The following is a 13379-nucleotide window of genomic DNA, read 5'->3' on the forward strand; positions in this document are numbered from 1 at the left end:
TATCTTAAGACTGATTAAACAGCTTTAGGATAAACGCTAACTTTGAAACGCTCTTTGGAGAAACGTTCAAATTTAACAAGACCTTCAACTACAGAATAGATTGTGTAGTCGCGACCCATTTTTACGTTGTTACCCAAGTGGAACTTAGTACCACGTTGACGAACGATGATAGTTCCTGGAAGAACTTTCTCGCCACCGAATCTTTTTACACCCAGTCGTTTACTCTGTGAATCACGACCGTTCTTTGTACTACCACCGGCCTTCTTACTTGCCATGACGAACCTCTCTTACGAAATAAAATTAATTAAGCTTTCTTAGAAGTTTTTTTAGCTGCTTTTTTCTTCGCGCCAGTTTTAGTCGCTTTTTTAACAGTCTTTTTAACTGCTTTTTTTGCAACTTTCTTTTTCGCTACTTTTTTAGCCGCTTTTTTTACAACTTCTGCAGTACCTTTGTTCGCTGCGCGCTCTTTACGAGCGGTTACGCGAGCTTGTGCTTTTTCAGCACGAACTGCTTTCACGTCAACAACAGTTGCTGCTTCATCAGATTTAGCAGTTTTTCCATCGAAGGAAATTGCTTTAACAAATAGTTCGGTGAACTCTTGTTTGTGAGTTGCGAACTTTCTGTAACCTTGACGACGCTTCTTTTTGAAGACGATCTCTTTTCTTGTCTTAGCTTGTTTAGTAACAACAACAGTTACTTTCGCACCTTTAACAAGAGGTTGACCAACAGCAGTGGACTCACCACCAACCATCAAAACTTCGTTGATTTCAAACTCTGCACCAAGTGCTTGTTCAAGTTTATCCACCTGAACTACGTCACCAGCTTGAACTTTATATTGTTTCCCGCCAGTACGAATAATCGCGTACATGTAATACCTCCAGCTACCCGAATTAAGCCAATGGTAAATGCCACTTTGCACTAGGCTTTGTCAACCTAATACATGCTATTTTTTTCAGCTTTTTACGAGAGAAAGAGAGGTTAGCTTTAACCCCCCTCAAATGCAAATATTTTTGGAAAAAGTTAGCGAGGTCTAGGTGCCAAATAAAAGCCTATATTTTCAGCACCTTAGCTTAACTCAGGGCTTCAAAAGTTCCCGCTTCCAGGCGTCCCCGAGCTGCAAATTCTTACTATTGACCACCGCCTCAATCAGCTTTTTATGATCCTGATAATTTTTCTGGGCGGACTTACTGGCAGGGTTTCGGGCAGCAATAACGCGCAACTCATCTTTTTCGCGGCTTAAAGCATCAAAGATATTCTGGGCTTTCACATCCGTTCGGCTGGTGGCTTGCTCGGTTTTGATGAAATATTCCGCAGCCTTATCGTATCTTTCCGCCGAGGCATTCATCTTCGCCCCCACCCAGTAATCACGTGAAGATTTGGCCGCTTTTGCATCATTCATAAAGACTTCATAAGAGTCAGACGCCTTGCGGTAACTTGTTGTAGACTCTGAGATATTTCCGGACACACGCAACTTGTCGGCTTCCAAACGGGCCTTGTTGGCAAAATCCCGGGCGGCCTTTGTGTCCGACAGACTTCCCGCCAATCCCTGACGCATTAATAGATCCCGCTCTTCGGTTTTGAACCCGGCGTTCTTCAATATATTAGCCTTGTCGCTTAGATCCGTCTTTGAATAGGTCCCATAACCCCGGCCGGTTCCCTTGCCCACTTCATGGGCCGCGATCAGGGCCTTCTTTTCCGCCTCGGTCAAACTTCGACCCAGGGATTTTTCCGCCGCAGCCACGCGCTCTATATTAGACAGCTTCGCAGCCTTTTCCAGTTCCGCGGCTGAAGCCACGGTTCTGGTCGCGGCAGAGGCCTTTCCAGCATCCGCACTCACCCCGGCCAGTTTCATGATGTTTTTGGCTTTGGCGGCTTTCAGTGCCGCTCCGGCTGGTCCGCCGGCCAAAGTCGCCACCTCGGCCACAGCTTCACAGACGATCGCGGCGGCCTGCTGGGCGTTGTAGCATTCGATCTGCACACCCATCTCTTTAAGTTTGGCTTTAGCCATCCCCACCAGATCAATGTTTGAGGGCGTGACCTGTTTCTGACTCCACTGAACATATTCCCGTTCATCGACAGAAAGATTTTTATCCCCCTTCATCATAACAAGGCGAAGGGTTGCATTGCCCTTGTCCATGCCTTGCATTTTGATGATGCGTTTTACGGTCGCACAGTTGGCGCGCTTTAAAACAGAGGCTTCGGGCATCTGCACCTGCAAAAGTTTCGGCACCGTGCTGTTATATAGTTTGAACAGATTTTCTTTACCCTTGGGATCGGCTTCGCAGGCTTTGTTAGCAGCCGCTTCCGCTTCCATATCCAGCGCGATCTTCGCCGCCCCTTCACCAATTGCCGTACCAATAGCGACAAAAGAGTCTTTTACAAAATTCCAGCCACCCACCGCGCAACCCGAAGTGTAACCCCAGGTGCTTTCCGCCGCCCGCGACAGAGAGCTTTGATCATGGCACTTCAGCGCTTTATCCTCAGGTTTTTCCCCATTGGCACGCATCTTCGCAAAAAGATCCTGACACTCTTTGGACTTCAAAGTCTCCATGCACGTGTTGCGGGAAACATCCGCCAGAGCTTTTAGCTGGTAAGGCTTCGGGCCGCAAAAAAGCGGCTCGGAGTGTGCAAGAAAAGAAAATAGAATGCCAAAAAGAAAAATCAAAAGATGTTTCATGCAGAATCTATCGGAACACCAGACCCCCGACTCAACAGCCCAAGGTCCAGCAATCCCAAATTGATTCCACAATTCATCTATACGAAGAAGATTTCGTATTGTTCTAAGTGATAATTTGGTTCAATTTTAAACGCGACAGAGCGGCCCAGTTTCTTTTCGATGCCTTCCAGGCTTTCGCCTTCGACTTCGTAGATCCAGTCGACCACTTCACTGTGACAATGAATGACCACGTTGGTTTTTTTATTGATCAGCATGTCAGCATCACGCTCAAGTTCACGGAAGATTTCGTTTGCCACCGTGGATTTGCGTTTGATGTAGCCTTTACCTTCACAGTAAGAGCAGGGTTCACACAAAGTCTTAATCAAGCTTGGGCGAATGCGCTTACGGGTCATTTCCACCAAACCCAGCTGGGACATGGAAACAATATTGGTACGGGCACGGTCACGCGCCAGTTCTTCAGCCAAAGCTTCCAGAACTTTTTCGCGATGGGATTCTTTTTCCATATCGATAAAGTCGATGATGATGATCCCGCCGCAGTTACGCACACGCAGCTGGTGCGCGGTCTCGCGAACCGCTTCCAGATTGGTTTTTAAGATCGTGTCTTCCAGATCTTTTTTGCCCACGAACTTGCCGGTGTTCACGTCAATGACCACCAGCGCTTCGGCCTCGTCAATCACGATGTAACCACCGGATTTAAGCCAGATCTTTCTTTCCATAGAGCGGGAAATTTCAATATCGATATCGTACAGGTCAAACAGGGGCTTTTTCTCTTCGTAAAGCACGATGTTTTGTTTGTACTTCGGCATGAACTGGGACACGAACTTCACAACTTTTTTGTGAATCTCAACGTCATCGACCCATACGCTGGTGACATCTTCGCTCATCAAATCACGCAAAGCACGCAGCTCGACATCAAGCTCGGTGTGAAGTGTGCCCGGAGTTTTTTTCTTTTCGTAGTTTTTGAAAATCTCTTTGCTCAAACGATCCAGATATTCGATGTCGGCTTTCAACATCTCTTCCGAAGCGCCGTCCCCGGCGGTTCTTACGATCACACCACCGGATGGATTGATTTTCTGGACCAGTTTGCGCAGACGCTCGCGTTCGCCTTCATCTTCAATACGACGGGAAATACCCAAGTGGCGCACCGTAGGCAGGAACACCACGAAACGGCCTGGCAGTGACAAGTGCGTCGTCAGGCGCGCGCCCTTGGTGCCCAGAGGATCTTTGGAAACCTGAACCAGAATGCTCTGGCCTTCTTTCACCAGATCCTGAATGGGAGTTTTATTGGTGTGACTTAAAGGTTTGTCGTCATCGCCTTCATCCATCGGCTCTTCACGGTCGACTGCGGAAAGGAAGTTGTCATCCACGTCTTCACGAATATCGCCGACATACAGGAAGGCTGCTTTTTCCAGACCAATATCCACAAACGCCGCTTGCATACCCGGAAGAACACGAATCACCGTGCCGCGATGAATGGACCCGACCAAAGTGGGGGACGTTTTTCGTTCAATTTTCAAATCAGTCAGGATACCGCCGTCAACATAGGCTACACGTGTCTCTTGAGGTCGAACGTTAATCAGAATTTCTGCGGACACAGGCGACTCCTTGGCGAATATAACCCCTCTTGAACGGGGTTGGTCTTAGTTCAATAGTCCAGAAACAAGACCGATAGCAATTAATATTTAATATTGAAACATATCTGACCGAAAAGATCACTGAATTAGAGACCTTAGGAGACGACGATGGCAACAATTGATGAATTGTTCAAACTCATGGTGGAACAAGGTGCCTCCGACTTGCATATCACAAGTGGAGCCGCCCCTTATTTGCGCCTGCATGGAAACATGGTTCCATTGAACTATCGTGAGCTCACCAATCAGGACGTGCAGGGACTGCTTTTTGAAATTCTCTCTGAAAAGCAAAAGAAAGCTTTCGTTGAAAAGTGGGAGCTGGATTTCGCCTACACTTTGCCAGGTGTCGGTCGTTTCCGTTGCAATATCTTTATGCAGCGTAAAGGCCTTGGCGCCGTTATGCGTATCATTCCGGAAAAAATCAAAACTGCACAGGAACTGGGACTGCCTCCGGCCGTGATGGACATGATCGATTGCGATCGTGGTCTGATTCTGGTCACCGGTCCGACCGGTTCTGGTAAATCCACAACCTTGGCGGCGATGATTCACCAAATTAACATGACCCGCGAAGCCCACATCATCACCGTGGAAGACCCAATCGAGTTCGTTCACCCGAATTTGAAGTCCCTGGTCAATCAGCGTGAGGTGGGAAGCCACACCAAAAGTTTCGCCAACGCCCTGAAAGCGGCTCTGCGTGAAGATCCGGACATCCTGCTGGTGGGGGAGCTTCGTGACTTGGAAACTATTTCTTTGGCACTGACCGCGGCAGAAACAGGTCATATCGTTTTCGGAACCCTGCACACCAACAGTGCGGCGAAAACCATCGATCGTATCATTGACGTATTCCCTGCCGGTCAACAGCAACAGATCCGCACGATGCTGGCGGAATCCCTGCGTGGAGTTGTCGCCCAGACACTGTTCTCCCGCGCGGATGGACAAGGTCGCGTAGCGGCTTACGAGATCATGAGAAACACCAAAGCCATCTCGAACTTGGTTCGTGAAGGTAAAGTCCACCAGATCCCATCTGCCATGCAGACCGGTGCCACTCAAGGTATGGTTCTGTTTGAAAAGTACATTGAAGATCTGGTTCGTAAGGGTAAAGTTTCCGCAGCCGACGCCAAGACCTTCCTGGGTCAGGCCGGTGGTGGCGACACCAGCGTGCAGACCGGAATGGGTGGCGCACCTGCCGGCGGTCCGCGCACCAAAGTGGGCTAAACTAGAAAGTAAACGAATACTGAATCATGGGAGGGGCCTTGGCGATGAAAGTTTCCGAGGCCCTTCGGTTTTTAAAGTCCATTCCCAAATTCTGGGAATACTCATACTGAGGCGCCGCTGGGCGCGAAGAGTCATAAATAACATACCCCACCCCGCCCAACAGTCCGACCAGCGCCCCGGTGGTGATATTGCCTGTGTGCTCTTGAGGTTCACCATAAAAAGACAATGTGCTTAATCCCAGAATCGCCCCGCCCAGAGTGGAAAACAAGACGGCAGCGACATTGCGTTTCACACTGCGGTTGGCCTGGGCCATCGAGGTGGAGGAAGTGAAAATGAACAAAGATATGAGTAAAACTGAGGTCCACTTCTGTGGTGTCATGATTGCCTCCTGCAATGATCTGAGATAACTTTTTAATTTAAACATTCTTGAGGTGCCCCGTGCAACTAAGTCGTTACATTGACCATACTCTTTTAAAGCCCGAAGCCCAAACCGCCCAGATTGAAAAGCTGTGCGCCGAAGCCAAAGAGCATAACTTCTTCTCTGTCTGCGTGAACACGTCCTATGTAAAGACCTGTGCAGAACTTCTGAAAGACTCTTCCGTCAAAGTCTGCTGCGTGGTGGGTTTCCCGCTGGGCGCCATGGATACGGTCAGCAAGGCCTTTGAAACCAAAACCGCCATCGCCAACGGTGCGCAGGAAATCGACATGGTCATTCAAATCGGCGCACTGAAAGACCGTCGTCTGGACTATGTTCGCGACGATATCAAGGCCGTAGTTCAGGCAGCCAACGGTCACACCGTGAAAGTCATCATCGAAACTTCTTTGCTGAATCAGGAAGACAAAACCCTGGCGTGCAAAGCGGCTTTGGAGGCCGGTGCGCATTTCGTAAAAACCTCCACCGGTTTTGGTGGCGGCGGCGCCACGGTGGATGATGTGAAACTGATGAAGTCCGTTGTGGGTTCATCCATGGAAGTCAAAGCTTCCGGCGGCATCAAAGATGCCCAACAAGCAAAAGCAATGATCGACGCTGGAGCCACCCGTCTTGGCACAAGCTCAGGGATCACAATTATTCAAGGCGGCTCTGTACAAGGTGGTTACTAATGGCTTTTCTTCCTGCTGAAATTATTAAAATCAAACGCAACGGCGGTCAGCTGTCGTATGAAGAAATCAACGAATTCATCCTGGGCTATGCGCGCGGGCAGATTCCTGATTATCAGATGTCAGCTTTGCTGATGGCTATCTTCTTCCGCGGCATGAACACGGAAGAAACTCTTTCTTTGACCAAAGCGATGCTTCACTCTGGTGAAGTTGTGGATTTTTCATCTGTTAAAGAATTCAAAGTGGATAAACATTCCACAGGCGGCGTGGGTGATAAAACCAGTCTGATTCTGGGACCGATTGTGGCGGCCGCGGGCATTCCGGTGCCGATGATTTCCGGCCGTGGCCTGGGTCACACCGGCGGAACTTTGGACAAGCTGGAATCCATTCCGGGATTCAACACTCAAAAGTCCCTGCCTGAATTTATCGAGCTGGTTCACAAACACAAAATCTGTTTCATCGGTCAGACCAAAGAAATCTGCCCGGCCGATAAAAAAATATATGCCCTTCGTGATGTGACCGCGACGGTGGAAAGCCTGCCGCTGATCTGCGCTTCGATCATGTCCAAGAAAATGGCTGAAGGCATCGATGGCCTGGTGCTGGATGTGAAGTTCGGTTCCGGCGCATTTATGAAAACTTCGATGCTAGCGGAAGAACTGGCGATAAATCTGATGGCGATTGCCAAAGGTTACGGCAAAAAAGTCACTGCCTTGCTGACCAATATGGATCAGCCGCTGGGCCGCTATGCGGGTAACTCAGTGGAAGTGGAAGAGTGCGTGGCGATCATGAAGAACGAAAAATTCATCGGCGCTGGTGGCTATGATCTTTACGAAGACACACGCGAACTGAGCCTGCGTCTTTCTGCGCACATGCTGCTATTGGCGGGTGTTGGCAAGAACGAAGAGGAATCCTACAAAATTGCCGAAGACATTCTGGTGTCCGGTAAAGCGATGGCGAAGTTTGAAGAGCTTTGCTCCATCCACGGTGGCAATTTGAAGGCCCTGCCAAAACCGAAACACTCTATCGAAGTCAAATCCGACAAAGCCGGCTGGGTGGGTGGATTCCACACTGAAAGCATTGGCGTTGCGGGCATCCTGATCAAGGCCGGTCGTGCACAAACCACGGACATCATTGCTCCGACGGCGGGCATCGAGTTCCATGTGAAAGTGGGCGATGAAGTGAAGGTGGGCGACACCGTGTTTACATTGCATGGCGACGACAAAGATCTGCTGCAATCTGCTCTGCCGATGCTTCGTTCAGCAGTGACAATTTCCTTGCAAAAGACGACAAAGCCTAGTTTGATACTCAAAACTTTGAGCTAATACTCAAGGTCGAAAAGGGAGAATATTTTGGTACTCAACAAGCTACAAGAATCCATGACCTATATCCGCACCAAGACTTCGGCAAAACCGAAAATCGGTGTTGTATTGGGATCGGGCCTTGGCGCTTTTGTGAAAGAAGTGGAAGTTGAAACGACCATTCCTTACAAAGACATTCCTCACTTCTCCCCTCCGACTGTCGAAGGACATTCTGGAAATCTGATCTTCGGTAAAATCAATGGCCAATCCATCGCGATCCTTCAGGGTCGCAACCACTACTACGAAGGCCACAGCATGGAAAGTGTTGTGTTCCCGACTCGTACTTTGGCGATGCTGGGTGTGGAAACATTGATTTTGACGAACTCTGCCGGCGGCTTTGGTGAAAACATGCAAGCCGGTGATTTCATGGTCATCGAAGATCACATCAACCTGATGGGCACGAATCCTTTGATGGGTCCGAACATCAAGGAACTGGGCCCTCGCTTCCCGGACATGACTGAAGCTTACGACAAACGCCTGATTCAGATCATGGAAGACGTGATGATGAAGCAGGGCACACGCTATCACAAGGGTGTGTACTGTGGCGTGAGCGGTCCTACTTATGAAACTCCGTCTGAAGTTCGTTACCTGAAACTGATTGGCGGTAAAGCGGTTGGCATGAGCACGGTTCCAGAAACCATCGCGGCCAACCACCTGGGTCTGCGTGTTGCGGCTCTTTCCTGCATCACTAATTTGGCGGCTGGGATTTCTTCTCAGAAGCTTTCCCACGACGAAGTGACAGAGACAGCCAAGCAAGTAGAGATGCAATTCTCCTCGTTTTTGCGCGAGTTCATCGCTCATATCTAATGGGTTGGACCTGAGAAAACGGTCCAGTCCAGTTTCTGAAACTTAGCCTCAAAATAAGACATATAATAGCCGAAGAGCTAACCGGTCGGGCCTTTGTAGTGCGTCCCATTGATGGGACCCGTTGGGCTCGCACAGGGAGTGAACATGGATGTTCAAAAAATTCTCTCGGCGGTCGCTTGCGTCTTTGTATTTGCAGCTTGTAGCCAGAAATCCGCTGAAACAGTCTTTCCAGAAAATGGCGCGCTTGATTCCAGCGCCTGTCGTGGTCAGGCTCTTGAACACAAATTCATCGTGCAATGGGAGGACGGCAGTTTCACAACTGAAACCGCAACCAATGCCGAAGAATTCAAAGAAAATTTCATCAAACCTCAATTGGAAAACATCAAACACGTCGATTACGATCGCGTGATCCAACTGCAAAGATCCAGTGAAGTGTCAGTAAATGCGTTTACAGACAGCTGGGGCCAGCAGCGCATTGGCGCCCCGACGGTGTGGAGCCAGGGTGTTTACGGCCAGGGCGTAAAAGTCGCCGTGGTGGATGCATACGTGGATGTGTCCCATCCCCAACTGCTTCCGCGCATTGCCGTGAACACAGGTGAAATCCCGAACAATGGTATTGATGACGATAAAAACGGAATCGTCGATGACTACTATGGCGCTGCCTTTGTTTCCCAGCCGGGCAACAATCAAACGCCAAGCTCGCACGGTTCCCACGTGGCGGGTATCATCGCTGCGGACTCTCGTTATGGTTCGATTGAAGGTGTTGCGCCTCAGGCGCAGATTATTCCCGCGCAGTTCATTGCCAATGATGGCGGTGGTTCTTTGGGTGATGCCGTTCTGGCGATGCAATATTCCGCCAGCCGAGGTGCCAAGATCATCAACGCCAGCTGGGGTGGAGCTCCGTGTGTGGCGTCTTTGCGAAATGCTTTTGTAGAGCTTGAGAAAAAAGGCATTCTGGTTATTGTGGCGGCCGGTAATGACGGTCGCGATGTCGATGTGTATCCGGAATTCCCGGCCTCCTTCAACATGGCCAATCAGATCACCGTGGCGGCAGCTTCAGTTTCAGACTTTATGACTTCCTGGTCGAATAGTGGTTTTTCTCTGGTTCACGTGGCGGCTCCGGGTGAAAGAATTCTTTCCACCGTGCCGGGCGGATCCACGGCTTACATGGAAGGAACCAGTATGGCTGCGCCATTTGTAAGTGGTGCCGCAGCCCTGGTTTGGAGTGCCAAACCGACGGCCACGGCCGTGCAAGTTAAAGAGGCAATTTTGAAGTCTGTGGACGTGTCTTCCGGACACGAATTTAAAGTAAATACTCGAGGGCGCATCAATGTCGAAAAGGCGCTTCAGTACATTCAGCAGTTAGTTCCATAATTTCAAACACATAGCTCAATTCGCGCAGAGCATAAAAAGTATGCTCTGCGTCTCTAGTTTTAAGATGATTCTTTGAACTGAAGTGCTAGATTGGTTCCTTGTTTTTTGAGGATGGTTCCTCACAAGAAAAGGAATTTTATGAGCACAGAAGTTTCATCTGGCATTCAAGCACGATTGGCAGATCTTGAGAAAAGAAACGAAGCCGCAATGGCTGGTGGTGGCGCAGCTCGCTTGGCAAAACACAAGCAAGGTGGCCGTCTGACTGCACGCGAACGCGTGGATGTTTTGCTGGATCCAGGCAGTTTCGTTGAAATGGATCGTTTCGTTTCTCACCGTTGCACAAACTTCGGCATGGATAAAAACGTGGTTCCTGGTGATGGTGTCATCACTGGTTACGGTCGTATCAACGGCAAACTGGTTTATTTGTCTTCTCAGGATTTCACCGTGATCGGTGGATCCATGTCCCGCACTCAAGCCAACAAGATCTGCAAAGTGATGGATCTGGCGATGAAGAACGGGGCTCCATTCATCTCTATCAATGACTCTGGTGGCGCGCGTATTCAGGAAGGTATTGAATCCCTGGGTGGTTACGCCGACATCTTCACCAGAAACACCATGGCTTCCGGCTTGATCCCGCAGATCACCGCAATCATGGGCCCGTGCGCGGGTGGCGCGGTTTACTCCCCGTCCATCACGGACTTTGTGTTCATGGTGAAAAACACCTCATACATGTTTGTGACCGGTCCTGATGTTATCAAGACTGTGACCCACGAAGATGTGACCAAAGAAGATCTGGGTGGTGCAACAACTCACTCGGCAAAATCCGGCGTGGCTCACTTCGCAGCTGAAGATGACAAGCACTGCTTGCTTCTGATCCGCGAGATGATGAACTTCCTTCCGTCCAACAATCTTGACGATGCTCCGGTTCTTCCAACCAACGACCGTCCGGACCGTTTGACTGAAGCTTTGAATTCTTTGATTCCGGAAAATCCAAAGAAACCTTACGACATGATCTCTGTTATCACCGAGTGCGTGGATGAAGGTTACTTCCTGGAAGTGCACAAACACTTCGCCCAGAATCTGATCGTGGGCTTTGCACGCTTCAACGGCCGCCCGGTGGGTATCGTGGCAAATCAGCCAAACATCCTTGCAGGTTGTTTGAACATTGAAGCGTCCCGCAAAGGCGCTCGTTTCATCCGTTTCTGTGACGCTTTCAACATCCCGGTGGTTTCCTTCGTGGACGTACCAGGCTTCCTGCCAGGTAAAGACCAGGAATGGAACGGCATCATCACTCACGGTGCGAAACTTCTTTATGCTTACGCGGAAGCGACAGTGCCTAAAATCACCGTTATCACCCGCAAAGCTTACGGCGGTGCTTACATCGTTATGGGCTCGAAACTTCTTCGCTCAGACGTGAACCTGGCTTACCCATCTGCAGAAATCGCGGTTATGGGCGCTGACGGCGCAGTAAGCATCATCTTCCGTGAAGAGATCAACAAAGCCAAAGACCCTGTGGCAGAGCGCGCGCGCCTGACGGCAGAGTACGAAGCCAAGTTCAGCAACCCTTACGTGTCTGCGGAACTGGGTTACACGGATGAGGTTATTGAGCCAGCGATGACTCGTAAACGCATCATCGACTCTTTGGAAATGCTGAAACATAAACGTGACGTTACTCCGGCTAAAAAGCACGGAAACATCCCTCTGTAGGAGCGAACATGGCATTGTTTAAAAAAATCCTGATCGCCAACCGCGGGGAAATCGCCATCCGTATCACTCGTGCTTGTCGCGAGCTGGGTATCGGATCTGTGGCGGTGTTTTCCGATGCGGACCGCGACAGCTTGCACGTATTCCTGGCGGATGAGGCTTATCACATCGGCCCATCCCCATCGCGCGAAAGCTATCTGAACTATAACAAGATCATCGAGGTCTGCAAAAAAGCCGGCGTGGACGCTGTTCACCCGGGTTATGGCTTCCTGTCTGAAAACACCACTTTTGCCAAAGCACTGGAAGAAGCCGGTATCACATTCATCGGACCTACAGTGGCAAACATCGAGGCGATGGGGGATAAACTTTCCGCCAAGTCTCTGATGAAAAAAGCGGGCGTTCCGACGGTTCCGGGCTCTGACGGTGGCGTTGACTCTGTTGAAGCCGCTCAAAAGATCGCTGAACAAATCGGTCTGCCGATCATCATCAAGGCTTCTGCCGGCGGTGGCGGTAAAGGCATGCGTGTGGTTCGTCAGATGGACGAACTGGAAAGCGCTTTCCGTGCGTGTCGTTCTGAAGGTCAGAACTATTTCGCGGATCCGACTGTTTACATCGAAAAATTCATCAACGACCCGAAACACATCGAGATTCAGGTCTTCGGCGACAAACACAACAACCACGTTCACCTGTTTGAACGTGAGTGCTCTGTTCAGCGCCGTCACCAGAAGATCATCGAAGAATGTCCGTCCCCTTCTGTGCCTCACGAAGTGCGCCTGCGCATGGGTGAAGCCGCTGTTCGCGCAGCAAAACAGATCAACTATGTGGGCGCGGGAACGATTGAGTTCATCTTTGATAACACCACCAAAGAATTCTACTTCATGGAGATGAACACTCGTCTTCAGGTGGAACATCCGATCACAGAGATCGTGACGGGCTTTGACCTGGTGAAAGAACAGATCTACGTGGCAGCGAACAAACCTTTGAGCTTCAAACAAGAGGACATCAAACAAAAAGGCCACGCCATCGAAGCCCGTATCTGCGCGGAAGACCCGATCACGTACAAACCACACCCTGGTGTGATTCGTGCCTGCCGTCACCCGCAAGGTCCGTTCATGCGTGTGGATTCCTACGCATACCCTGGCTACGAAGTGCCTATCTTCTACGATCCAATGATCGCGAAAGTGATCACCTGGGGCGAAACACGCGAAGAGGCTATCGACAGAATGCAACGTGCCCTGAGTGAGTTCGTGTTGACCGGTATTAAAACCAATATCGTTCTTCATAAAACCATTCTGGATCACGCGAAATTCCGCGATGGTTCTTACACGACTCAGTTCATTGAAAAGAACTTCGAAGTTATCGAACCAAATCTTTTCAAAGAAGTGGAAGACCCTGTATTCCTGATCGCTGCGGCAATCACTGCTTATAACGATCGTAAATCCAAAGACGTTCGCCAGCTGAATCTGACTTCCAACTGGAAGCGTGTCAGCCGCAAACTTCAATTGAGGACGTAGT

Annotated in this window: 12 protein-coding genes; 7 read left to right on the top strand and 5 right to left on the bottom strand. The window is 49.8% G+C overall.

All coding sequences use genetic code 11. The features are described 5' to 3' along the window. Positions 1-14 precede the first annotated feature (14 nt). The 4 genes from rpmA to BDT_RS18610 form a co-directional block, all read right to left on the bottom strand. The gene (gene rpmA / locus BDT_RS18595; protein ID WP_011166148.1) at positions 15-275 is read right to left on the bottom strand and encodes a 50S ribosomal protein L27; all 261 of its coding nucleotides are present in this window, start codon (positions 273-275) and stop codon (positions 15-17) included. A 29-nt stretch (positions 276-304) separates the two neighbouring features. Further along, the gene (gene rplU, locus BDT_RS18600; RefSeq protein ID WP_015092788.1) at positions 305-868 is read right to left on the bottom strand and encodes a 50S ribosomal protein L21; all 564 of its coding nucleotides are present in this window, start codon (positions 866-868) and stop codon (positions 305-307) included. Between the two features lie 207 nt (positions 869-1075). Then, positions 1076-2677 (bottom strand): hypothetical protein, encoded by a 1602-nt coding sequence (locus BDT_RS18605; protein WP_015092789.1) that lies wholly within the window; start codon positions 2675-2677, stop codon positions 1076-1078. A gap of 77 nt (positions 2678-2754) precedes the next feature. Further along, on the bottom strand, positions 2755-4272 hold the full coding sequence (locus BDT_RS18610; RefSeq protein ID WP_015092790.1) for an Rne/Rng family ribonuclease: 1518 nt from the start codon (positions 4270-4272) through the stop codon (positions 2755-2757). A gap of 147 nt (positions 4273-4419) precedes the next feature. Here BDT_RS18610 and BDT_RS18615 point away from each other — a divergent pair, with 147 nt between their 5' ends. Further along, complete coding sequence (locus BDT_RS18615; protein WP_041578149.1) at positions 4420-5523, top strand: type IV pilus twitching motility protein PilT; 1104 nt, start codon at positions 4420-4422, stop codon at positions 5521-5523. 1 nt (position 5524) lies between these two features. Here BDT_RS18615 and BDT_RS18620 read toward each other — a convergent pair whose 3' ends face one another. Continuing rightward, on the bottom strand, positions 5525-5902 hold the full coding sequence (locus BDT_RS18620; RefSeq protein ID WP_235046198.1) for a hypothetical protein: 378 nt from the start codon (positions 5900-5902) through the stop codon (positions 5525-5527). 59 nt (positions 5903-5961) lie between these two features. Between BDT_RS18620 and deoC the strand changes: the two genes are divergently transcribed. From deoC to accC, 6 genes are all read left to right on the top strand, one after another. Beyond that, positions 5962-6624, top strand: a complete 663-nt coding sequence (gene deoC / locus BDT_RS18625; RefSeq protein WP_015092794.1) for a deoxyribose-phosphate aldolase — start codon at positions 5962-5964, stop codon at positions 6622-6624. Next, positions 6624-7943: a thymidine phosphorylase gene (locus BDT_RS18630; RefSeq protein WP_015092795.1), complete on the top strand. Its 1320-nt coding sequence runs from the start codon at positions 6624-6626 to the stop codon at positions 7941-7943. The genes deoC and BDT_RS18630 overlap by 1 nt, the downstream gene beginning before the upstream one ends. A gap of 27 nt (positions 7944-7970) precedes the next feature. Beyond that, on the top strand, positions 7971-8786 hold the full coding sequence (locus BDT_RS18635; protein ID WP_080602456.1) for a purine-nucleoside phosphorylase: 816 nt from the start codon (positions 7971-7973) through the stop codon (positions 8784-8786). A 144-nt stretch (positions 8787-8930) separates the two neighbouring features. Continuing rightward, a complete protein-coding gene (locus tag BDT_RS18640; protein WP_041578153.1) occupies positions 8931-10160 on the top strand; it encodes a S8 family peptidase in 1230 nt (409 codons plus the stop codon). Between the two features lie 138 nt (positions 10161-10298). Beyond that, positions 10299-11867 (top strand): acyl-CoA carboxylase subunit beta, encoded by a 1569-nt coding sequence (locus BDT_RS18645; protein ID WP_041578155.1) that lies wholly within the window; start codon positions 10299-10301, stop codon positions 11865-11867. Between the two features lie 8 nt (positions 11868-11875). Then, positions 11876-13378, top strand: coding sequence for an acetyl-CoA carboxylase biotin carboxylase subunit (gene accC / locus BDT_RS18650; protein WP_015092799.1), 1503 nt, complete (start codon positions 11876-11878; stop codon positions 13376-13378). The last annotated feature ends 1 nt before the right edge of the window (position 13379 follow it).

This window comes from Bdellovibrio bacteriovorus str. Tiberius (genome assembly GCF_000317895.1).
GTDB classification, from domain to species: Bacteria; Bdellovibrionota; Bdellovibrionia; order Bdellovibrionales; family Bdellovibrionaceae; genus Bdellovibrio; species Bdellovibrio bacteriovorus_F.